Origin of the sequence: Cytobacillus sp. IB215316, assembly GCF_033963865.1 — a bacterium.
Taxonomy (GTDB): Bacteria; Bacillota; Bacilli; order Bacillales; family SM2101; genus Nanhaiella; species Nanhaiella sioensis.
In genome coordinates this window covers 130,777-154,001 of sequence record NZ_JAXBMC010000005.1, presented here as the reverse complement: position 1 = coordinate 154,001, position 23,225 = coordinate 130,777, and the positions used below count along the sequence as shown (strand labels likewise).

The window sequence follows — 23,225 nt, the reverse complement described above, 5'->3', positions numbered from 1 at the left end:
CGTCAATTCTTCACCTCTTTGTCAATAGTTCATCCATTTCATCATATTGAAGCAACAGAGCTTAAGTGTATTACTTTGTATAGAACTAAAAAAAGCCAGGTACATCACCTTGGCTTTTATTTATTCGTTTTTTGGATCGAAAGCATCTCGTAATCCATCTCCTACAAAATTAAAACATAATACTGTTATTAGAATCATTAACCCAGGAAATAATGGATACCACCATGCTTTTAACATGATCGTATAGTTTTGGGCATCTTGTAGCATATTACCCCAGCTCGGCTTCGGAGGTTGTATCCCCAAGCCTAAGTAGCTTAATGCGGCTTCGATTAATATAACCTGGCCAATGTTTAAAGTTGCCACAACAATAATTGGCCCTAGTGCGTTAGGTAATATATGCGAAAAGATAATAGTCCACGATTTTGCACCAATCGTTTTAGCAGAAAGTACAAATTCACGAGTTCTTAGCGAAAGAAACTCACCTCTTACTAAACGTGCAGTGGTCATCCACCCTGTAAAAATAAATATGAGAATTAATTTATCTACACCTGGTTGAAAGATCGTAACCAAAGTAATTAATAAGAAAATCGTAGGAATTGAAAGAAGTATATCGACAAACCTCATAAGAAATGAATCAATACGTCTACCAAAATAGCCAGCAATCGCTCCTATGAAAGTTCCAATTGTTATTGCCCCTGCAATTGATGAAAAGCCAACAAGTAATGAAACTCTACCTCCATACAATAATCTCGTAAATATATCCCTGCCAAATTTATCAGTCCCTAATAGATTCTCGCTACTCGGTGGTTTAAGCTTATCTATTAAGCTTTGTTTATTTGGGGAATATGGTGTTAAAAGTGGTGCAAATATTGCTGCAAGTATGATGATCGTAAGCACAACTGCCCCAAATACTGCGAGTTTATTTTTCAAAAATTTTCGAGCGAAAATTTTTGTATACGTATCCGGCTTTTCGTTAAGAATGGGGTTCAATAGCTGTTCTCTAGTCGGTTCAGGCATACTATTCATTTGTGACACGATAATCCCCCCCTATTTATACTCAATCCGTGGATCAAAGACCGCATATAATATGTCTGCTATCATATTACCAATAATAACTAAAACGGCAGATAAAACAGTTAATGCCATAATAACTGGATAGTCTCTTTTAAAAGCTGATTCAAAAAATAAACGACCAAGACCAGGCCAAGCAAAAACTTGTTCAACTATAACTGATCCACCGATAAATGTCGGCAGCATAACTCCAAAAATAGTAATAACTGGTGTTAAGCCGTTCCGTAAACCGTGTTTATATATAACCGTACCTCTCTTTAACCCTTTTGCCCGTGCAGTTCTCATATAGTCTTGTTTCGTTACATCAATCATACTTGAACGTGTATACCTTGTTAAACTAGCCATATCTGCTGAAGCTAACACGAATGCAGGTAATATTAAATGATGAATGCGGTCCCATAAACCTGACGGACCTGTGAGATTCGCAACACCACCGGTAGGAAACCAGCCAAGTTTTACCGAAAAAAACATAATCAAAATAAGTCCTAACCAGAAATTTGGAGTAGCAAGTCCTAAAAAAGAAGTTACAGTAATTCCATAATCTAATTTTGAATAAGGCCTCGTAGCTGAGTAAACACCTAATGGGATTGATATTAAAAACGCTAACACTGTAGCTACAAGCATTAACAATAGAGTATTAGGTAGTCTGTTCATGATCATTTCAGATACTGGAGTTCCTTTTTTTAGTAAAGATGTTCCGAAGTCTCCTTGTAACATATTTCCAACCCACTTTAAATATTGGACATGAATAGGGTCGTTCAAACCGTAATTTTCTATCATTTTTGCTTTATCAGCCGGGCTAATACTTGGGTCTATTAACAAGGCAGTAGGGTCTCCAGGAGCCATTTGGATAATGACAAAAGAAATAATTGTTATACCTAACAACAAGGGAATAGTCATGAAGAGTCTACGGACGATATATGCTAACAAGTTGCACCTCCCTCTCCTTTTCATACATAATCGCTATATCTATCATTAAAGTATTATTAAATTTTACAATTTGTATAATACTTTGCCTTCAATAATAATAAAGGGGAGGGAAGCCCACCCCTCTTTTAATAGAAATAATTATTTATTCCTGTTTTAACCACCATTTATATGGATGATATACATCAAGCCTTGAGTGGAAGGTATAATCTTGTAAGTTTGAAGGAATGGCTTGATATCTTGTAGGATAATACAAGAATGTGTAAGGTTGGTCTTCCGCAACAATTTTGTAAATTTCAGCATATGCATCCTTATATTCATCTCTATCAGTTAGTGATTTTGCTTCTTCTAATAAAATATCCAATTCAGGGTTTGAATACCAAACAAAGTTCATCCCTTGTTCTCTTTGACTTGAGTGGTAAATTTCATTTAGATCTGGGAATGTGTTTAGAAGCCAACCTAATATTAGCGCATCATAATCCCAGTTAGGAGCGGTAATGGATGTAACAAAAGCACTGAATTCCATAATATTTGGTGTTACTTCAATACCAATCTCTTCTAATTGTTGTTTTAAAATAACTGTTATATCTTCTCTAATTTTATTACCTTGGTTCGTTTTAACTTCAAATGCAAACTTTTTACCATCTTTATCTAAGAATCCATCACCATCAGTATCCTCCCATCCAGCTTCTGCTAATAATTGCTTCGCTTTTTCAGGGTCATACTCAAATACTGGAACATCATCACTATATGCCCATGATAATGGGCTTTCTGGTACGTGTGCTATTTGTCCGCCACCATTCAACACTGCTGCAATAATACCTTCACGGTCTACAGCATGCGTAAGTGCTTGACGAACTCTTTTGTCTTGAAACATCTCATTTTGTTGGTTATAAGCAATAAAGTTATACTGTAATCCAAGACCATCTTCAATGACAACGCCAGCACTATCAGCCCATCCCTTTACCGTGTCAATTTCACTTTCTGGAACAGAAGGGTAATAGTCCACATCTCCCGCTTGAAGTTGTGCTAGTAACGCATTTTGATCAGGAACAATTTTGTAAATGATCTCTTCAAGATAAGGCGCGCCTAAAAAGTAATTATCGTTCCGCACAACTTTCACGTACTCTCCGTCTCTCCACTCATCAAAAATAAAAGGTCCTGAACCAATGGGATTTTTCGTATTGAACTCATGTGAGCCTAATTCTGCAATCGGTACATCTTTTAATATATGTTCAGGTAAAACCTGGTAGTTTAATGTTGTTGGAATAAACCCTACATTTACTTCATTTAATTTAAATTCAACAGTATATTCATCGATTTTTGTAATGCTTTCTATTGATTCAAAATCTCCACCTCGCGGACCAATATATTCATCACTTATAGGAATACTGTATGTGAATACTAAGTCATCTGCGGTAAGTGGCTCACCATCATGAAACTTTACATCATCTCTAAGTGTTACAGTAACTGTTAAGCCATCTTCAGAGCTTTGAATATCTGTTGCTAAATCATATTCCACTTCAAGGTTAGGGTTAGCAATAACTGGTGAAGAGAAAATAAGATTTTGAATATCTCCACTTGAAGCATCTTGAGAGTAGATGGAATTAAATAAAGTTGGACCGCCTATAGAGCCCATAATTAACGTCCCACCAGATTGTGGTTCATTAGTTGTTGCTGGTTCTTCAGTTTCTTCTACTTCCTCTTCCTCTTCGCCTTCACCATCACTTGTTGTTACTGGATCTTTTTGCGCAGTAGATGGCTCATCTGCTTCATTTCCACACGCTGCTAAAAATAGTGCAAATACTAACATTAGACTTAATAAAAGCCAATTTGATTTACTCAATTTCACGTTTTTACTCCCCCCTAAGAATTAATTAAAGTCATGACTTGAATTATTTATTAAATCTTATCTCCCCCCTTCTAAGAATTTGTGTCCCTAAACTTATTTATATAAGTGGCATGCAACAAAATGATCTTTTTTCACTTCATTTATTTGAGGTACAATCTTGCTGCATTCATCTTTTGCTGCCGGACACCTCGTATGAAATACACAACCTGCCGGTGGATTAGCCGGGCTTGGCAAATCCCCTTGTAGAACGATTCTTTCCCTTGGAACAGCTCCCTTATTCTTTGTTACGGGTACAGCAGAAAGTAAGGCTTGTGTATATGGATGAAGTGGTTCTGAATATAAGTTGTTTTTTGGTGCTAGCTCCATTAAGTTCCCTAAGTACATTACTCCAACTCTATCGCTTATATGTCTAACAACACTTAGATCATGTGAAATAAAGATATAAGTTAAGCCAAATTCTTCTTGCAAATCCTCTAATAAGTTGATGATTTGGGCTTGTACAGATACATCTAATGCCGAAACAGCTTCATCAGCGATTATTAAATCTGGATGTAATGCAATGGCTCTGGCAATCCCAATACGTTGACGCTGTCCACCTGAAAATTCATGCGGATAACGATTGATATAGGAAGAATTTAAACCCACCTTTTCTAATAATTGACCAATATATTCATCACGTTCTTTTCCACTATACAAGTTGTGGATTTTCAAAGGTTCTCTTAATATTGAACGAAGTGTTTTTCTTGGATTTAATGAAGCATATGGGTCTTGGAATATCATTTGGATATCTTTCCGAACACTTTGCCTTAATTCATTTTCACGCATATGTGAAATATCTTGACCTTTAAATATGATTTTTCCATCTGTAGGTTCATACAGTCTAATTACTGTACGACCAATTGTAGACTTTCCACAACCAGATTCGCCGACTATGCCTATTGTTTCTCCCTTGTTAATGGAAAAACTTATCCCATCAACTGCTTTTAAGTGACCTGCTGTTCTTTGTAAAATGCCACTCTTTATAGGAAAGTGTTTTTTTAAGTTGTGTAACTGAAGTATTGGTGATGTTTGTTCGTTTTGAACCGCTTCGCTTTTTTCAACTGATGTTACACTCATACTCCTTCCTCCTCTTCTTCATGTAAAAAACAGCGTACAGATCTGGAAACTTTTTTCGTTAATAAGGGTATCTCGTTAAAGCATTGGTCAAATGCCTTTGAACAACGTGGTGCAAAACGACAGCCTTTCGGTAAGTGCTCTGGGGAGGGAACAGTCCCTTCAATTGATTGTAAGCGTGTTATTTCCCCATCTATGGAAGGTACAGAATTAATTAGACCTTCAGTATATGGGTGAAGTGGATTATCAAATAATTCCTCTACATTTGCTTCCTCAACAACTTGGCCGCAATACATCACTACAACTCTATCTGCTATATCTGAAACAACACCTAAATCATGTGTAATTAATAGAATTGAAGTGTTAAATTTTTTGCTTAAATTTCTCATTAAATCCAATATTTGCGCTTGAATAGTAACATCTAATGCAGTTGTAGGTTCGTCCGCTATTAATAACTTAGGATTACAGCTCATAGCCATTGCAATCATTACTCTTTGTCTCATCCCTCCTGATAATCTATGAGGGTATTCATCTATGATTTCAGCTGCTCGAGAAAAACCAACCATATCTAATAATTCGATTGCCTTAATTCTTGCTTCAGTCTTTGACATTTTTTGATGGTAGATTAAAACTTCTGTTATTTGTTCACCAATCTTCAACACAGGATTTAATGATGTCATCGGCTCTTGGAAAATCATTGAAATGTCATTTCCTCGCACTTTCAGCATCTCTTTTTCTGGTATTTCCACCAGATCTTTTCCATCATAAAGAATTTCACCATCCACTATTTTTCCGCCAGGACTCGGAACTAGTCTCATAATCGATAGCGATGTTATACTCTTACCTGAACCAGATTCGCCAACTAAGGCTACTGTTTCTCCTTTATTAATTTTTATATCAACCCCATCAACTGCTGGAATAGCTTTCTTTTTACGAAAGAAGTATGTCTTTAAATTTTTCACTTCCAATAACGTTGACATTTAATAGTTTCACCTTCCTACTCTAGGTAACTACAATTGCTACTTTTATACTATTCTGAGTTTTTATTTGTTATTACAATTACGTCTCTATTACAAATATTTTCTTTATTTTATTACTATAAGAGAATTCTCAATTAATTATTGACTATCGTAAGAGAACTCTTTTTTTATGCTGAAATTTCTGTTTATTGACTGATTAAAGGTTGAAATTCTATACTAAAGAATATGTACAAAAATTATTGGATTTAGACTGATTTTTAAAGAAGGCTCTTCTCGATTATTTGGTGATTGCTTTTTCTCATCACTTTGTGGAAGAAAAGTAGTATACGTATTTTAACAACCATCAAAGCGAAAACAGCCTTGAAGAAAGAGGGGTACATACATGGACAGGATCTATACGATAACCGAGTGGATTACACGGTTCTTACTACTTAATCTTTATTGGATTTTATTTTCATTAGTTGGTTTAGTTTTTTTGGGTGTATTCCCTGCGACAACCGCGATGTTCTCTATTTCCAGAAAGTGGATTAAAGGCGATATAGACATCCCTATTTTCAAGACTTTTTGGAGTTATTTTCGAAGTGATTTCTTGAAGGCAAATATGTTAGGTTTTTTACTAATTATCTTAGGATTTGGGTTATACGTAGACTTTGTATACGTGAAGTCGCTTAATAGTGCTTTAGGTATAATCTTACTTGGAAGTACATTGTTACTTACTGCATTGTTTATCATTACGATTCTAAATCTATTTCCAATATATGCTCATTATGAATTAAATATATTCCAATATATTCAACGTGCATTTTCTATAGGCATCCTACATCCGATTAGAACGATTATGATGGCACTTGGAGTAATTGGCATATACTTCATTTCAAGTGCCTTTCCAGGGTTCATCATTTTTTTCAGCGGTAGTTTATTAAGCTACTTGATCACCTGGATTGCTTCTAGAAATTTTTCAGATGTTATAGAAGGTAACTAACTTAGTACATTTAAGTTAGTTACCTATATCAATACTTGCTATTAAACTAAGAAGGTATAATCTACGATAATTAAGTAGTTATACCTTTCCATTAGCATTTCAAGAGCTGTAGCACTATTTATGCCTCTATTTTTTCTTAAACCTCGTAGTTATTTTCACATTGGGAGTAAGTATTTATAATCTCTTTATTGGCTGTTTTCGCATTGTACTACGAAAAAAATACAGATAAAAAAGCGTTCATTTAAAATGAGGTCAATTTCATAATATTATTTTTGATGTATATAGTAATCTCAATAACAACAAAAAAGGCTTCTTAAAATAATAATAGGCTTTGTCAGATACTATTTAATCTCAGGATCACCTTTCATCCTTTTTTGCTAATGAGCCTCTTTGTCTTTGACATAATCATTATGGACGTTCCTCACCGTTTTCTCATTCACTCCTATTGCTCTAGCGACGTCTATAAATTTATTCTTCAAAGTCTCCCTTTCTATAAATTTCACAAGCCTTGTCGTCATCAGTCTTTTTTGATCAACACTTTCTAAAGGTTCCCAAAAGCTTGTAAAGCATTCTTTACACTTATATCTTTTCCTGTTAATCTCTAAAATTACTTGTTTTGAACGAATAGGGATATCGACAATCATGTGTTTTCTAGTTCCATATTTATATAAGTTAGCTAAGGACAGACAATACGGACAATGTGAAGGAAGGTTCTTTTTGGTTACCTGAATAATAATATGATGTTCATTTTCGTGACCTTCTATTATATTAAACTCGCTTAATACCTTTGAATAACTCATCCGTTCTCCCTCTTATTCATGTGTATTAACCTCTTTAGAATGAGTATTTGAAAGTTTGTATAAAGGAATTAAGTATATAATGAAGAGAATACTTAACATTGCATAGGCGATCGTAAGTCCAAAGGATGCAGTCAATAGGCTTGCTATTAATGGACCAACAATCATACCAAACGAATATGCAGTATTGAAGACTGCGAATATGATACCTTGTGAAGTAACTCCGGCTTGTTCTGATATATCAGCCAATTTAGGAAGAGCTGGTGTGAGTACGATTCCAAGGCTACCACCTAACAAGGCAAGTGTGACAGCTTGATACCCGATGGATTGAGGCAGAGCATTTAACGGTAATACAACTGCAACTAGTACAATACCTAACATGACCGATTTCACATGTCCTATTTTAGTAGACAAAATCCCAATAATAGGTGCTATTATTCCATAAGCTAGTGGTGGGATAACGAAGAGTAATCCAATCATTCCTGGCGAGGCATGTAAGTTATTTGTTATGTGTATCGGTAAAGTTGGCTCAATACTCGCAAAAACTGCTGCACCTATTGCTGCGATTCCTGCGATGATAAGAATTTGTCTTTGACGAAGTATGCCAAAAGATGAGACGAACCGCTCAGATTTTGTCTCTGTTATACTCCGAAGACAAAAAAAGCTAAGAAGTGCAGTCAATAAGCTAATCCCACCTGCCACAAAAAAAGGCAACTTATATCCACCTAATTCAAAAAGCCAGCCTCCAAATAGAGGGCCAAATAATACACCAGCTGATTGGCCTGATATGGCAATTCCCATCGCTTTCCCCCGTTCTTCACTTGGGAAAACATCCGCAACAAACGCAAGCCCTGCAGACCAAGGAATTGAGGCTGCAACTCCTTGCAAAGCACGTGCAATAACAAGGAGCCACAATGATGTAGACATAGCAAATACTATTGTAGTTACCCCTAAGCCTAGTAACCCTATCGTAATCATTTTTTTCCTTCCAATTCGATCTGCCAAGGCTCCAGAAAATGGGGTAGCTATAAATAAAGCAATAGCATAACTAGCAAACAATATACCTACGAAGGATTGAGATGCTCCTAGATCAGTAGCATAAATCGGCAGAAATGGTACAACTAAACCATACATTAACATATCTGTAAATATCGCAATTGACACGATGAATAGCACTGTTTTATTTGATGTTTTTTGCTTGTTCTTTATCACTCTTTTCTCCTCCCCTCGCAAACTCGATCATGTCATTAATACATTTCAGTTGCAATTCACATTGGCTATACATATTGTCAAATATTATTTTCACTTGATGTGGTACAGACCCAAACATTTTTTCTTTCTCTGCATAGCCTGACTTCATCGTTTCATAAATATAAATGACTTCGTTTTTCTGTTTTTCTAATGATAATAATATTTCATCATTTGATATATTGTCTATAAACGTTAACGATGTATATAAAGCTGTCGGAAATACTACCGAAGATGTTGCCAATGACTCAATGAGTAAACGATTTAATTCAGCTTCTCCTTTCGTTGTAATTCTAAAAATAGACTTCGTTCTTAAGCCTGTTTGTTCAACTTTCTCTAATTCAATCTTTGCTTCTTTTTGTAGTTTTTTCAATGCATGGTAAATGGAAGCAGGTTTCACGTTTGCCCACATTTCTGTATTCGATGATTCCATCATTCGTTGAATTTCGTAACCTGACATTGGTCCATTAGATTTAAGAAGCCCAAGTACCATTGTTCGTGTCATTTAATCACTCCTTCATCTAACTAAACATTTAATACTAAATGTTTAGTATTTGTTAAACATTATAAATACACGCTATGCAAAAATAAAGATATATCTTCATTTCTACTAGATAATCCGATATATCTTTTATAAGAACAATGATCATGCTCTTATTTTTCTAGCATTTCATTCACAAAAACTTGTTCAGCCATAGAAAATGAATGATTGGTTTGATGAATAAATGATAGCGTTCTTGTGAAATGTGCTTTATTTATTGAAATCGCTACGAGTTCACCACGTTCTAATTCTTTTTCCACTATAATATGTGACAGAATGGCAATGCCAAGATTATTCAAAACCGCTTCCTTAATCCCTTGACTTGAATTAAATATGTAAGAGCGCATAATAGATAAATTCCATTCCTTGATTAAATAATCACTATATGCTCGAGTTCCAGAGCCAATCTCTCGCAATATCCAAGTTTGATTATTAAGCTGAGCTGGTAAAATATTATCTTTTGAAGCGATTGGTGATGAAGGAGATGTAACAAGAACCATTTCATCCTCTAAAAAGGGCTTTACAACAAGATCATTGTTTTCGATCTTACCTTCTATCAGCCCAATATCCAAACGAGCTTGTCTTATTAATTCTGTTATTTCTTCTGTATTTTTAATCACAACTTCAATATCAACCTCTGGGTGCGCAGATGTAAACTGCGCTAAATACTTTGGTAATAAATATTCACCAATTGTATAACTTGCTCCAATCTTTATGCTCCCACTTACAATATTACTTAAATGGTTAATTTCATCTTTCGTATTGCTATACAATGTTAAAATTTTGTTTGCGTTTCTATACAACACTTTACCAGCCTTTGTTAATTCAACATATTTTGGAGAACGATAAAGAAGCTGTTCGTTAAATTCTTCTTCTAAATTGCGTATATGTAAACTAATAGTCGGTTGTGAAAAGTTTAAATGTTCAGCAGCTCGAGAAAAGTTTTTGTACTTTGCTACTGTAACAAAAATTTTTAACGCATCAATATTCATCTCTTATCCTCACTTTCCTTTTGAACTGCTAACTTAACATGCTAGAAAATTGTAACAGCGTTTAACTTATTACAACTATACAAGATTTTGTAAAAATAAGCAGTTAAAATAAATTATGTAACTTCAGCTTTTATCATATGAAGTTAAATCGATGTACACACTTGTAGAAGAAGACTAGGCTGTTATTAGAATTTCCTATGATTATCATAATAATATCTCATTTCCCCTTTTCTTATTATCAACGTAAGATGGGGTTAAGAAATGAGGTGGTCATTTTGACATTACTGCAAGAAAATCAGCCACAAATTCACAGAAAATCGCGTATAAAGGAAAATAATAGAGCATTTATTATTGGAGTTTTTTTAACGTTTTTACTTGCAACCGTTGCTAAATTCCTATCGACTCTACCATATTTAGAAATAGTTGGTGCATTAGTCATAGCACTAATTTTAGGGATCGTGTGGCGCTTAGTTTTAGGCGTTGAACAAAATTATTCTGCTGGAATTGAATTTTCTAGCAAAAAACTACTTCGGTTAGGTATTATTATTCTTGGAATTCGTCTTAACATAAAATCAATTATTGAGATTGGGACAAATGTTCTAAGTGGCATAATAATCATTGTTATTATAACGATTATTGTAATAGTAATACTAAGTAAAAGAATGAATGTAAACAACAATATTGGGTTATTAACTGCATGTGGGACTGGGATTTGCGGGGCAGCCGCAATTGTTGCAATTGCTCCACAGATGAGAGCAAAAAATGACCAAATTACCATTAGTATTGCTATAATTGCATTATTAGGAACTTTATTTACACTTATATTTGTACTTTTTTCAGCTAAGTTGCCTTTATCAGATATACAATATGGAATATTGTCCGGTTTATCACTTCATGAGTTAGCACATGTAGTTGCTGCCGCAGATGTTCGTGGTAAATCCGCCACGGATATCGCGGTCATCATTAAGCTTACTCGTGTACTGTTATTGGTTCCTATTGCAATTATCATAGGTCACATGTATCGTATGAATAATAATAATTCAGCAGGAAACAAGCTACCATTTCCTTGGTTTATCATAGGATTTTTATCTATGAGTATGTTAAATACGTTTATTAGTATTCCTGTTCATATAAGTGATTTTCTAGTAATGATTGCGTATATTCTTATAGGAACAGCAATGGCTGCCCTCGGTCTTATGATTGATACACAGTCATTCCGTTTGTATGGGATAAAAGCTTTTATTGCAGGTTTGATTGGGACTATTTTTATGGTTGCGATCGCGTATGTCTTTGTCACAATATCAACTATGTAAGTGAGCAGGAATATTATAAAATTAACTAAATACTCCTGAAATGTCTATCAAAGAAGCCTACCTTTCACCAACTTGGTTTGAATGGAAATGACTCTCTAAAAAACATAGCCAACTAAAAAAGCAGAAACATATTGTTAAATCCAATACGTTCCTGCTTTTTATCATTAATATGATGTTAAGTTATTTTAATACCGGTTGTACGATGGCATTTTCTTTCATAACATTTGTAAACCATTTAGCACTTTCCTTCGGAATACGCTGTTGTGTTTTATAATCAACATATACCATACCAAAGCGTTTTTCATAACCAAATGCCCACTCAAAATTGTCCATAAATGACCATAAATAGTATCCCTTTAAATTCCCACCTTCTTCAATGAAGCGGTGGCATGCTTCAAGATGTGATTGAACATAGGCAATACGGTCCTTATCATCAACTACTCCTGCCACTAACTCATCTTTCATTGCAGCACCATTTTCAGCGATGTAGATTGGTAGCTCAGTATATTCAGATTGCAGACGTTTAAGTAATACATATAATGATTCAGGGTGTACTTCCCATCCCATATCTGTATGCTCACCCTCTTGTGGGATGTGATTTAGCTTTAATAGTTGGTTTTCTTCTCCAGCTGCAACAACTGATCGACTATAAAAATTGACCGCAAGAAAGTCACCTGGGTTATTTATTGTAGCTAAGTCATTTTCTTTAATAAAGTCATATTCACCAACTTCATTTTTAAACCATTCAAGCATATCAGTAGGGTACTTACCGTAAAAAATTGGATCCAAGAACCAGCGATTACTATAGCCGTCTTGTCTTTTTGTTGCTGCAATATCCTCTTCAGAATTAGTTGCAGGGTAAGCAGGCTGAAGATTTAGTACAATCCCTATTTCGCCAGGTAGGTTCATTTCTTTATATTTCTGTACTGCTAAGCCATGTGATAAAAAGATATGGTGCGAAGCAATAATCGCTTCTCTCCAATTTTGATGTCCAGGTGCATGGACACCTTCACCATATCCTAAAAATGCTGCACACCAAGGTTCATTATGTGTGAACCACATTGGTACTTCATTACCAAACTCATTGAATAGAGTAGTAGCATACTCCATATAATAATCAACTATGTTTCTATTAACCCAGCCACCTTCATCTTGAATCCATTGAGGCAAATCCCAATGATAAATAGTTAATGCAGGTTTAATATCGTATTTTTTCAACTCTGCTAATAAGCGCTTATAAAAATCTAAACCAGCTTGATTTACAACTGATTTTTGCGGGAATATTCTAGGCCATGCAACTGAAAATCGGTAATGTTTGATGCCTAAATCTGCAAGTAATTTTACATCTTCTTCAATTTTATGGTAATGATCACATGCGATATCACCGTTATCTCCATTTACAACTTTGCCAGGTACTCTACAAAAGGTATCCCAAATCGATTCTGAACGTCCGTCTTTTTCAATGGCTCCCTCAATTTGATATGAAGAAGTAGCCGTACCCCACACAAAGCCTTTAGGGAATGATTTTTGTGCTAACATAATATTCATCTCCTCTTTCATTAAACGACCTATTGTTGACATAGAAATACAAATATTTTTGTTTAGCAAAAGGTCATCTTATTGTCTATTCACCATCTTATGCAGTTTTCAGTATTCGAAAAAGAGTCTCAACATAATTTATTATAATTACAGTATTCGTTACAATTATCTTAACCCTTTACCAAAGCAACGAAACCGCTTTCGGTTTATAGTATAATTATCGACGGTTTTTATAATAATGTAAAGGTGTTTTTTAAAAAAAACACTGATATTTCAGCTTTTTTAACATGACTAAATTCACGAATTTTTTTCGTAACATCCTAAAATAGATGCGTAACAATAATTATCCTCTTATCAAAACAAACTTACCTATTTTGGTTATGTGTTAATTAGAGTTGTAACATTATTGGAAGACTAGAGTATCGTTGCTCACTTAAGTCGAAGAACTAGCGCGGACAACACAATCATTATTTTCATTTACGTAGGATGACAAACGATATTAAAACCTGCTTTTATTAAGGCTCTTTACTTTAGCTTTCTAGCTATTATTACCAAATTTGAAAGCTGGTCTCACCGTTATAATTAGAAAAGATGCCACGAACTCTATTTGAGCATCTGTTTAGAATTCTAATATAAAAAACAACAATCAATGGGAAAATAGCCTTTACTAAACAAAAAGGTAGGATGCGCTCCTACCTCACGTTATGATTTTACAGCTCCAGACATCGTACCTTCAATAATATATTTTTGAAGGAAGATATATAAGATTAATAGTGGAGCTGCCACGATTAAAATACCACATGATAGCAATGGCCAGTTATTACCATATTGTCCTTGGAAATTTAATAAACCTGCTGAAATCGACCAAAGTTTACTATCTGATAAGTAGAGGATTGGTCCTAGCAAATCGTTCCATGTTCCAATGGCAGTTAATACGATTCCTGTAGCAATAATCGGCTTCATTAATGGCATGATGACGGAAAACATGTATCGACCGTAGCCACAGCCATCAATACTTGCTGCTTCATCTAATTCCTTACTAATCGATTTAATATAACCAACAAACAAAATGAAAACGACACCAAATCCTGTTGAACGAATTAAGATGTAACCAAGTTGAGTATTATATAGCCCTGTCTCAACCATCATTCTAAATTGAGGAACAATTGGGTTTGGTAGAAACATCGACATTGTAAAAAAGATATAAAGCAATCCACTCCATTTTACATAACCTCTAGCAATTGGGAATGCAGCAAATATCGAAAAGATGATAACGATAACAGTTGAGACACCAGTATACAGTAAGGTATTCCATACGTATGTCGAGAAAGCTCCTTGTTCCCATGCATCTAAAAAGTTTTTAAAATTAAAGTTTTCTGCAATTGAGTTTGGACTAATAATAAACTCTGCATTTGTCTTAAAAGCTGTATTTACAACTAAGAGAAGTGGCACAAGATATAGTACTAGCATGATAAACACGGAGAAATAGCTTAAAAATTTTATTGATTTGGATGTTTTCATGTCTTATCCCACCTCTCTCTTTCGTAAATAATGCTGTGACACAACGACAAAAATGAGAACGATTAAAAATTGGATCATCGATAAAGCTGCTGGTAATCCTAAATCAATCGTATTACTTCTAAATGTTTCGCTGTAAACATCGAATCCTATCGTACTCGTATTAAAGTTCCCTCGTGTTAAGACGATAATGATGTCATAAGTTTGAAGTGCTCCAATAATTGATAGCAAAATATTTACTGTAAAAGCAGGAGCAATCATCGGGAAAGTAATATTTTTAAATGACTGCCAACTATTTGCACCATCAATGTAGGCTGCTTCGTATAAATCTTTTGGTACAGTCTGTAAACCAGCAAGGAAAATGAGCATTGAATAACCCATATACATCCATATTTGTACAAACATAATATACTCAAAAGCATGTTCAAAATTTCCAAAGAATGTGTCCGAATAACCAAATAAACCGTATATTTTTTGAACAGGTCCATTAATAGGGTTAAACATTAGCTGCCAAATTAGACCAACAACTGTTACCCCTAACAATACAGGAATAAAAAATACTGATCTAAAAAACTTATCACCTTTTAATTTTTGATTTAATACTAAGGCCATAAGTAAACCAACAGAGTTTTGAATAACTGTTACAACAATTGCGAAATATATAGTTCTCTGAATTGCTGCATATCTTTCTGGGGTATTCGAAGAGAAAAATATTTCTTTATAATTATCTAAACCTACAAAAGAAAACCCCTGCCCAGGTACACTAGTAACATCAGTAAATGAAAAGATTACTGTGAAAACTGAGGGACCAAATAAAAATGCAACATATAAACTTAAAGGGAGTAACAAAAAGAGATATGGATACAGTCTAGATCTCCCTTTTCCAAAAGGATACATAAGTCTCACCTCACGAGCTTCAAAAGCTAGTAGTTTTTGGGATAAATTAAGGGCCTGATTTCAGGCCCTTAATTAGCAGTAATATTTTTAATAGAAGGGCTTAGTTGCCTTCAGCGTCTTCCCATTCTTGTTGTTGAATTTCCGCTAATTCTTGAGCTGTTTCGATCGGTCCACCTGGTGCAATATATTCAGCATGAACACCTGCATTCGCAATGTGCTCACCAGCGTTTGGTCTATTGATGAATAATTGCTCATAACCAAGCTTGAACTCTTGTAAATATGGAGAGATCTCATTTACAAATTCACTGTCAGCTACTACATTTGGTTGAACTGGCAGCATTCCTGATGCATTAACAAACTCTGTGTAATTTTCTGGTTGAGAGAAGAACTCTAACCATTTAATTGCATATTCTTTATTTGGAGCATTTTCTGCTACTAAATATGTCATATCATACTTACCAGCTAAGCTTTTATTATCCTCAGCGTTGTCACTACCAGGGATTGGGAAGTATCCAAAATTCAAATCAGGAAAGTCTTTTGTTAATTCTGGTGCTTTCCATGCACCATCACCCATCATTGCTACTTGACCTGATGTAAATAATGAAGGTAATGTTGCATAATCAATTCCCATAAATCCATTGATTGCGTATCCCATCATTTGTTGAGCTTTTGTTAATACTTCTAGAGGTTTTTCATCAGTAAATTTGCTTTCACCAGTCCATAAGCCTCTGATAAACTCTAATTGATCACCTAAAATTGAAGCTTGTAAGCCTTGAACAGTGATTGCTAATGGCCACGTATCTTTACCTGCAAAAGCAAGTGGAGTAACTTCATTATCTTGTAATGTGTCTAACACGTTTATGAACTCATCCCAAGTTGTCGGAACTTCTAAACCATGATCTGCAAAAATGTCTTTGTTATAGTATAAGCCTGTAAATGCAGTTGTACCAACTGGCACACCATACACTTTACCGTCAAACATTCCACCATTTTCGATGTCAGAAGCGTTATAGTTATCTAAGAAAGATTCACCAGTTAAATCAGCGATTTGTCCAGCTTCAATCCATTGTTGCCAGTTTGGCTTTTCAGCTCCCGGCGACCACTCTTGTGGTGATAAGATAAAACCAGATAAGTTAGGGAATAGGTCAACATCTTCAGCAGCTAATCTAGATTGCATTAATTGCTTATACACGTCGTCTGATGCAGTGACTGTGTATTCAACCTCTACCTCAGGGTATTCCTCCATGAATGCTTCGTTAAGTTCTGTAATATAATCATTTACCGCTTTATTTGTCCAACCTAACATTTTTAATGTAACTTTATCTTTTTGCTCTTCTTGGTTGCTATCATTAGTAGCTGTTTCATTACTTGTACCTTCACTAGAGCCATTTGAAGCGCCATCATTACCAGAACAAGCAGCAACACTAAAAATAAGTGCAATAGCTAATGTAAACATTGCAAATTTCGAAAACACTTTCTTACTCATGTTTCTCCCCCTCAAATATAATTTGTGTATAAAATACTATGTTTTCTGCCTTCATCACTGAAAGCGGTTTCGTTACAATTTCATTATTACTCAAAAATGCCTACTTGTAAAGTGATTTTTTTAAAAAAATTATAGTAAAATTACCTACTATCTAAAAAAGAACTCTATTTATATATTAAAATAAAGAAAAAAGTCGAAAACGGTTTAGAAATCTCCAAAAGTACATTTATAGGCTCAACAGTTTAATTAAACTCAGTAACCACTATGTAAACTTTCATCAACTTGTCTATACTCTCCATCCAATTGATACACTCGTACGTAATCAATTAGGAATTGTTGAGGAAACAAAGTTGTTTCATCTGGACTACCTGGCCAATTCCCACCAACAGCTAAATTAAGCTGTATATAAAAATCACGATTAAACGGTGCCGGATAGTTAAATTTGTCATTTGCATCTGACAGTTTTGAAAACCACTTTTGTTGTTTTAAGTATAAAATACCATCAACATACCAACGTATTTCACCTGGTTCCCATACAATGGAGAAAACATGGAAATCATCTGAAAATTTCTCCTCATTTGGCAATGTAAAAAAGCCTCCTGTATGCGTCCAAGGTACACCGTAATGGATTGTTCCGTGCACAGTTCCTGGTTTATGGCCCAACAGCTCCATAATATCAATTTCTCCGGATGAAGGCCATTTCCCATACATTTCATAATCGCTTGGCATCATCCAAATGGCAGGCCAAATCCCTTGTCCTTCTGGCAATTTAGCACGAATTTCAAATTTGCCATATGTCCAGTCACCTTTACCTTCGGTTGTTAATTTGGCGGAAGTATACTCCCTTTGTTCATAGTTTTCCATATGTGCTTCAATAATTAAGTTGCCCTTCCCATCCAAACGTGCATTTTTTTGTCTTGAAGTATAAAACTGAAGTTCGTTATTACCAAAGCCATTTCCAGCTTCAATATAGTTCCATTTACTGATATCTATGTCTTCCCCATCAAACTCATCAGCCCATACTAAATCCCACTTTTCAGGAGTGATTTGGTGCTTATTTAGCTGAACTAATGCGGCTTTCACAACTTGATTCCTGTTATTTGCTTCATATACAGCTATGTATTTATTAATGCTGGCATCCACACCTGAAATATCGTCACCCGATTGATATGGATTTATGGCCATTTTCCCGGTCGGAACGAACTCCCCTTCACTTCGTTCTAAAACTTTGTCCTGTGAAATGAGTACAACCAAATGGTTACCTTTCTCAGCATTAGCAATCACTTTCGTTGAGCCATGTGTAGAGCCAGCTTCAACAGCTATCTCTAAGTTATTTATATTCATGCCTTTAGCATATCCATTGTCCAAGATCCTTAACTCCCCTCCACCGCTCAATAAATCTTTTATATAAACGAAACTTATAATGATAAACATAATAATTGCAATGAATGATATTTTTTTCATAAAAGTCCTTCTCTCGTTCATATAGCTTTTTTAAGTGGCTAAATAGAGCTTATATTACTGTGAATTCACATGAAACTGACCAAGGAAAAGCAGAACATCAATTAATGTTCTGCCAAATGAGAGCCACAAGATTTTCGAATGACAAGTTCTGGTTCGACCATTAAGTTAGTTGATTGGACATGATCTTCTATTAAATCTACTAGCATATAGGCAGCTAATTTACCTATTTTACTCTTGTCTTGCTTAATAGATGTTAATGGAGGTTCAGTGTATTTACATGCATCGATATCATCGCACCCAACAATCGCAATATCTTCTGGCACGCGCAATCCTCTTTCTTTAACAGCTCTTAGTGCTCCAAATGCCATCAAATCAGAGGCTGCAAATATTGCTCTAGGTAATGTTTTCGCTTGTAATATCTTCAGCATACATTGGTAGCCACTTTCCTCAAAATAATCTCCGTAGGTAACCCAGTCTTCATTTTCAACTAACCCAAAGTCAGCCATTTTTTTCTTAAACCCTTCCAAACGATAAGCTGTGACAGGTGAATTTTTCATTCCACCTATGAAACCTATATCTCTGTACCCCGATAAATAAAAGTGCTCTACTACCTTTTTTCCTACTTTCACATTGTTGCTCATAATATAAGAAGAACGTTTGCCATCTAATTGCAAATCAACACCAATACACGGTATCTCACTTTTAACTAAATCAAATATGGAGGATTGGATTTCTTCTCCACTAATCACAATGCAACCATCTACTTGGTAGTGACGACATCTTTCTAGATAGTTTTCGTTACCACCATTAAATTTTTCATTGGAAAAAAATAGTAAATCATATCCTAATGATCCAATAGACTTTTTAAAGGAATTCATGACCTCAATAAAAAATGGATGATTAAAATCAGCATTAACGTTACCTGCATAAATGACTCCGATAATGTTAGACGTTTGCATAGCAAGAGATCTAGCCGAATAAGATGGACGATATCCCGTCTGTTCCATAATATCGAGCACTTTTTGTCGTGTCTCTTCACCTACATCCTTATAATTATTAATAATTTTCGATACTGTTGCCGGTGAGACACCCGCCATTTTTGCAATATCTTTAATAGTTACTTTCATAGCCAGTTCCCTTTTCTAATAAGATTGTCAGTAGTACTGACATAAATAAAATCTTGAAGAAAACGTAAAAATGTTAATAAAAAGTCTAGTCTAATAAAGAAGGCTCTTTTCGTAAAATTTGTTGCTATAGTTCCCAAATGGATAGTAAAAAGATGTCGTTTTACTCATCAGTCATCGTTTTATAGAAGAGAGATGCCACGAAATCTAGTTGTATATGTGTTTATTTTTTCGTATGAAAACAACAGTCTATACGAGAACAGTCAATAAGAAAAAGCAGCATATTTGATATTAGACCAGGTTTAACATTTATTTATTTTTTCAGTTATCCTTCACCTCCGAATAGTTTCGTAAATTATATAATATTCATAAATAAATTAAGCGTTTCCATAGTTTAAGGTTAACAGTTTTTTTTATTTTGTAAAGGCTTTTTCGTTACTAATTTAGGCTTTTTCCTCTATTATTCATCCTAACTTTACGAAACAAAATTCACGAATTTTTTTCGTTTAATTTTTGTTACTTTGTAGCTATTCCAAAACTTGAATAACAATCTATTATCGTTTTTTCAGTAGCTTTATTCTATTTGATGAAAATGACTTTTAAGCATGTCCCACTGTCATAATCAATTATCAGCAAAATATAATGTAGCGTAGGCTTATCTCTTCTTATTTGACTATAAAATTTAGGAATGGAGGATTACCGTGACAAACAAACATGAGTTAGGTGCAATCATTTTACGGATCGTTTTAGGTGTTACTTTTTTTATTCATGGACTCGACAAGTTTCAAACAGGAATTGATCAGGTTTCAACTTGGTTTGACGGTATGGGTATCGCTGGTTTCTTTGCTTATGTTGTAGCTTTAGTTGAAGTAATCGGAGGTGCTGCACTCATATTAGGCTTAGGAACAAGAATTACAGGCAGTCTCCTATGCATTATTATGATTGTAGCAATATTTAAAGTAAAACTCGATGTTGGTTTTACGGGTAATGGTACTATGGCTGGCTATGAATTAGATCTTGCATTACTAGCTATGGCATTATATTTAGCGATTAATGGAAGTAAGCAATGGTCACTAGATGGTTGGTTTAGTTCATTAAAAGAGTCAAAAGTAAATAAACCATCGTAGTAAATATTATTTGAACTCAAAGTTTATTTTCAAAAATTATAGACGGATAACAGTTATGTTATGCCGTCTCTTTATTTTTGGCTATTTCCCTACTATCTGTTAGCCACATATATAATAGTACAAATTTCATAAACCTGTCATCTAACTATTCCAATGAGATTATATATACAAGAGGCTATTTATTAATCTTTGTTGTTATCGTTCCTAAACCAGAAGATAAAGAAGTCCTTTTCTCAACAGTCATCGATTTATAAAAGAATTTACACGGCGAAACTTAGTTGTGTTCGTGTTTATTTAAAAAAACGCAAAACAACTATCTATTTAATAACAGCATAATTAAAAGACTGGAGGTTTGACAATTGAAAAAGTATATCACTCTTTTATTTTGCGCTTTTTTAGTTGGAATAACGATCAATTTTCATCAATCATTCGCTTCAAGTCATTATCCAAACGATTTTAAATTGTTACAACATAATGTTTTTCTTATGCCTACTTATGCTTCCAGCTGGGGGCAAAAAGATCGAGCAACTTTTATTAGTGAGGCAGACTACATAAAAGGTCAGGATGCAATCATATTTAATGAGCTATATGATAATAACTCTTCGAAAATATTACTTAATAACATAGCGGAAGAGTACCCGTTTCAAACGCCTGTTTTAGGAAGAAGTAAAGATGGCTGGGATGAAACGCTAGGTCATTACTCAAATATAGTGCCAGAAGATGGGGGTGTTGCAATTATTTCTAAATGGCCAATTCTTGAGCAAATTCAATATGTATTTGAAGAGGGCTGTGGTGTAGATTATTTCGCTAACAAAGGATTTGTTTATGTAAAGGTTGAAAAGGAAGATGATTATTATCATATTATAGGTACTCATGCCCAAGCTGATGATACCGGCTGTGGCACTGATGAGGCAAATAGAATTCGAAAAACACAATTCCAAGAAATAGCAGAATTTATAACAGACAAGGACGTTCCCTTAGATGAGGTACTGTTTATTGGCGGTGATTTTAATGTAAACAGGTATAATGTTGATGAGTATCAGTCTTTGATTGATACTTTAAATGTCAACGAACCTACACAATTTACTGGACATAGCTCAACATTTGATCCGGAAACAAATGAAATTGTTGCCTATAAATTTCCTGATGGATATCCAAGGTATTTAGATTATATATTCTTAGAAAAAAATCATAAACAACCTGATTTTTGGACAAATGAAGTGCTTAATGTTAAATCACCAACATGGACAGCAATTATAAATAAGTACAATGAATTTTCTGATCACTACCCCGTATATGGATATTCTAATATTGAAGATAACTCTCAACAATAGTTAACATGTATATCGTTAGCATATTTAAAGCCTTCATTGTATACTTACTAAGACATTATATGTAAAAAATTATAAATGAAGGTGAAAAAATGACTGTAAAGATGAAAGTATATTCAGATTTTGTTTGTCCGTTTTGTTTCTTAGCAAAGAAACCACTTCTAGAAGCAACGAGTGGAAAAGATGTTGAAATCGAATGGATGCCATATGAACTCCGTCCAGGAAATAGCGAACCACTTAGACCAGAAAGCAATTATATTCAAACAGGATGGCAACATTCAGTAAAACCTCTTTCTGAGCGTATTGGTGTAGAAATGGTCTTACCCGAAATGTCTCCACACCCTCGAACTCATTTAACACATGAAGGGTTGCAGTTTGCAAAAGAGAGAGGTAAAGGAAATGAGTATGCTGACGCAGTCTTCCGTGCTTTTTGGCAACTTGAACAAGATATAGGTGATGTTGAGATATTAACTTCAATTGCTGAAAATGTTGGTCTTAATGCAAATGAATTCAAAGAATCACTCGTTTCAAGAAAATATGAGCAAGTTCATCAAAAGCAACTTCAACACGCTTATACAGAAGCGAATATTCGTGCAGTACCAACAATCCAAATAGGAAATCAACAGCTATCAGGTGTGCAATCATCAGACTCAATTGAACGTGCTATTAATAAACAATTAGAAACTGCTAAAACTCCTTCAACTGGGATGAATTGTAGTATAGATGGATGTGAATAGACAGTCATCTACAGTAGCTTATATAGAGCCGTACCCAATAATATCTACTTAAGATATTATTGGGTACGGCTGTTTTTACGTTGAACAGTGTTTAGCTACAAAAAAATTAACGCATGTACATGTAGTGTCTTTTCTGTTGTTTAGCACTAACGTTAAATCAAATATGCACCATAAATGAAAGGTTAG

20 protein-coding genes are annotated in these 23,225 nt (G+C 34.6%); 5 read left to right on the top strand and 15 right to left on the bottom strand.

Translation table 11 applies throughout. The features are described from left to right. Positions 1–120: 120 nt before the first annotated feature. The 5 genes from opp4C to SLH48_RS10915 form a co-directional block, all read right to left on the bottom strand. Positions 121–1,026, bottom strand: a complete 906-nt coding sequence (opp4C, locus tag SLH48_RS10935; RefSeq protein ID WP_320258256.1) for an oligopeptide ABC transporter permease — start codon at positions 1,024–1,026, stop codon at positions 121–123. A gap of 21 nt (positions 1,027–1,047) precedes the next feature. Further along, positions 1,048–2,001: an ABC transporter permease gene (locus SLH48_RS10930; RefSeq protein ID WP_214482480.1), complete on the bottom strand. Its 954-nt coding sequence runs from the start codon at positions 1,999–2,001 to the stop codon at positions 1,048–1,050. A 142-nt stretch (positions 2,002–2,143) separates the two neighbouring features. Beyond that, positions 2,144–3,850, bottom strand: a complete 1,707-nt coding sequence (locus SLH48_RS10925; RefSeq protein ID WP_320258177.1) for a peptide-binding protein — start codon at positions 3,848–3,850, stop codon at positions 2,144–2,146. A gap of 93 nt (positions 3,851–3,943) precedes the next feature. Next, complete coding sequence (locus SLH48_RS10920; RefSeq protein ID WP_320258176.1) at positions 3,944–4,966, bottom strand: dipeptide ABC transporter ATP-binding protein; 1,023 nt, start codon at positions 4,964–4,966, stop codon at positions 3,944–3,946. After that, complete coding sequence (locus SLH48_RS10915) at positions 4,963–5,943, bottom strand: ABC transporter ATP-binding protein (RefSeq protein ID WP_320258175.1); 981 nt, start codon at positions 5,941–5,943, stop codon at positions 4,963–4,965. The genes SLH48_RS10920 and SLH48_RS10915 overlap by 4 nt, the downstream gene beginning before the upstream one ends. Before the next feature lie 382 nt (positions 5,944–6,325). On the opposite strand from SLH48_RS10915, the gene SLH48_RS10910 reads away from it, so the two are divergent. Beyond that, positions 6,326–6,925: a YesL family protein gene (locus SLH48_RS10910; protein ID WP_320258174.1), complete on the top strand. Its 600-nt coding sequence runs from the start codon at positions 6,326–6,328 to the stop codon at positions 6,923–6,925. A gap of 377 nt (positions 6,926–7,302) precedes the next feature. Here the strand turns inward: SLH48_RS10910 and SLH48_RS10905 are convergent, their stop codons facing one another. From SLH48_RS10905 to SLH48_RS10890, 4 genes are all read right to left on the bottom strand, one after another. Then, entirely contained in the window at positions 7,303–7,725 is a 423-nt protein-coding gene (locus SLH48_RS10905) for a transposase family protein (protein WP_320258173.1), read from the bottom strand. A 12-nt stretch (positions 7,726–7,737) separates the two neighbouring features. Continuing rightward, complete coding sequence (locus SLH48_RS10900) at positions 7,738–8,934, bottom strand: MFS transporter (protein ID WP_320258172.1); 1,197 nt, start codon at positions 8,932–8,934, stop codon at positions 7,738–7,740. Further along, positions 8,903–9,475, bottom strand: coding sequence for a PadR family transcriptional regulator (locus tag SLH48_RS10895; protein WP_320258171.1), 573 nt, complete (start codon positions 9,473–9,475; stop codon positions 8,903–8,905). Before SLH48_RS10895 ends, SLH48_RS10900 begins: the two co-directional genes overlap by 32 nt. Before the next feature lie 149 nt (positions 9,476–9,624). Beyond that, complete coding sequence (locus SLH48_RS10890; protein ID WP_214482472.1) at positions 9,625–10,503, bottom strand: LysR family transcriptional regulator; 879 nt, start codon at positions 10,501–10,503, stop codon at positions 9,625–9,627. A gap of 275 nt (positions 10,504–10,778) precedes the next feature. Here SLH48_RS10890 and SLH48_RS10885 point away from each other — a divergent pair, with 275 nt between their 5' ends. Continuing rightward, positions 10,779–11,816 carry a YeiH family protein gene (locus SLH48_RS10885; protein WP_320258170.1) on the top strand — a complete coding sequence of 346 codons (1,038 nt, stop codon included), beginning with the start codon at positions 10,779–10,781 and terminating at the stop codon, positions 11,814–11,816. A gap of 180 nt (positions 11,817–11,996) precedes the next feature. Here SLH48_RS10885 and SLH48_RS10880 read toward each other — a convergent pair whose 3' ends face one another. The 6 genes from SLH48_RS10880 to SLH48_RS10855 all read right to left on the bottom strand — a co-directional run bounded on the left by SLH48_RS10880 (position 11,997) and on the right by SLH48_RS10855 (position 19,847). Beyond that, positions 11,997–13,355 (bottom strand): GH1 family beta-glucosidase, encoded by a 1,359-nt coding sequence (locus SLH48_RS10880; protein ID WP_320258169.1) that lies wholly within the window; start codon positions 13,353–13,355, stop codon positions 11,997–11,999. 702 nt (positions 13,356–14,057) lie between these two features. Next, positions 14,058–14,876, bottom strand: coding sequence for a carbohydrate ABC transporter permease (locus SLH48_RS10875; protein WP_320258168.1), 819 nt, complete (start codon positions 14,874–14,876; stop codon positions 14,058–14,060). Between the two features lie 3 nt (positions 14,877–14,879). Next, a complete protein-coding gene (locus SLH48_RS10870) occupies positions 14,880–15,770 on the bottom strand; it encodes a carbohydrate ABC transporter permease (protein ID WP_214482469.1) in 891 nt (296 codons plus the stop codon). Between the two features lie 100 nt (positions 15,771–15,870). Beyond that, on the bottom strand, positions 15,871–17,256 hold the full coding sequence (locus tag SLH48_RS10865) for an ABC transporter substrate-binding protein (RefSeq protein WP_320258167.1): 1,386 nt from the start codon (positions 17,254–17,256) through the stop codon (positions 15,871–15,873). A gap of 252 nt (positions 17,257–17,508) precedes the next feature. Further along, entirely contained in the window at positions 17,509–18,720 is a 1,212-nt protein-coding gene (locus SLH48_RS10860; protein ID WP_320258166.1) for a family 16 glycosylhydrolase, read from the bottom strand. A 101-nt stretch (positions 18,721–18,821) separates the two neighbouring features. After that, entirely contained in the window at positions 18,822–19,847 is a 1,026-nt protein-coding gene (locus SLH48_RS10855; protein WP_214482466.1) for a LacI family DNA-binding transcriptional regulator, read from the bottom strand. 698 nt (positions 19,848–20,545) lie between these two features. Here SLH48_RS10855 and SLH48_RS10850 point away from each other — a divergent pair. From SLH48_RS10850 to SLH48_RS10840, 3 genes are all read left to right on the top strand, one after another. Continuing rightward, positions 20,546–20,971 carry a DoxX family protein gene (locus SLH48_RS10850; RefSeq protein WP_214482465.1) on the top strand — a complete coding sequence of 142 codons (426 nt, stop codon included), beginning with the start codon at positions 20,546–20,548 and terminating at the stop codon, positions 20,969–20,971. 359 nt (positions 20,972–21,330) lie between these two features. Beyond that, positions 21,331–22,305: a sphingomyelin phosphodiesterase gene (gene sph / locus SLH48_RS10845; protein ID WP_320258165.1), complete on the top strand. Its 975-nt coding sequence runs from the start codon at positions 21,331–21,333 to the stop codon at positions 22,303–22,305. An 89-nt stretch (positions 22,306–22,394) separates the two neighbouring features. After that, positions 22,395–23,039, top strand: coding sequence for a DsbA family oxidoreductase (locus tag SLH48_RS10840; RefSeq protein WP_320258164.1), 645 nt, complete (start codon positions 22,395–22,397; stop codon positions 23,037–23,039). Positions 23,040–23,225 lie beyond the last annotated feature (186 nt).

Bases quoted from the DNA above. Each gene is read 5' to 3' on its own strand.
- SLH48_RS10910 (WP_320258174.1), top strand. From the start codon at position 6,326: ATGGACAGGATCTATACGATAACCGAGTGGATTACACGGTTCTTACTA.
- SLH48_RS10905 (WP_320258173.1), bottom strand. From the start codon at position 7,725: ATGAGTTATTCAAAGGTATTAAGCGAGTTTAATATAATAGAAGGTCAC.
- SLH48_RS10870 (WP_214482469.1), bottom strand. From the start codon at position 15,770: ATGTATCCTTTTGGAAAAGGGAGATCTAGACTGTATCCATATCTCTTT.
- SLH48_RS10890 (WP_214482472.1), bottom strand. From the start codon at position 10,503: ATGAATATTGATGCGTTAAAAATTTTTGTTACAGTAGCAAAGTACAAA.
- SLH48_RS10840 (WP_320258164.1), top strand. From the start codon at position 22,395: ATGACTGTAAAGATGAAAGTATATTCAGATTTTGTTTGTCCGTTTTGT.
- SLH48_RS10855 (WP_214482466.1), bottom strand. From the start codon at position 19,847: ATGAAAGTAACTATTAAAGATATTGCAAAAATGGCGGGTGTCTCACCG.
- SLH48_RS10860 (WP_320258166.1), bottom strand. From the start codon at position 18,720: ATGAAAAAAATATCATTCATTGCAATTATTATGTTTATCATTATAAGT.
- SLH48_RS10865 (WP_320258167.1), bottom strand. From the start codon at position 17,256: ATGAGTAAGAAAGTGTTTTCGAAATTTGCAATGTTTACATTAGCTATT.
- SLH48_RS10915 (WP_320258175.1), bottom strand. From the start codon at position 5,943: ATGTCAACGTTATTGGAAGTGAAAAATTTAAAGACATACTTCTTTCGT.
- opp4C (WP_320258256.1), bottom strand. From the start codon at position 1,026: ATGAATAGTATGCCTGAACCGACTAGAGAACAGCTATTGAACCCCATT.
- SLH48_RS10875 (WP_320258168.1), bottom strand. From the start codon at position 14,876: ATGAAAACATCCAAATCAATAAAATTTTTAAGCTATTTCTCCGTGTTT.
- SLH48_RS10920 (WP_320258176.1), bottom strand. From the start codon at position 4,966: ATGAGTGTAACATCAGTTGAAAAAAGCGAAGCGGTTCAAAACGAACAA.
- SLH48_RS10880 (WP_320258169.1), bottom strand. From the start codon at position 13,355: ATGTTAGCACAAAAATCATTCCCTAAAGGCTTTGTGTGGGGTACGGCT.
- SLH48_RS10895 (WP_320258171.1), bottom strand. From the start codon at position 9,475: ATGACACGAACAATGGTACTTGGGCTTCTTAAATCTAATGGACCAATG.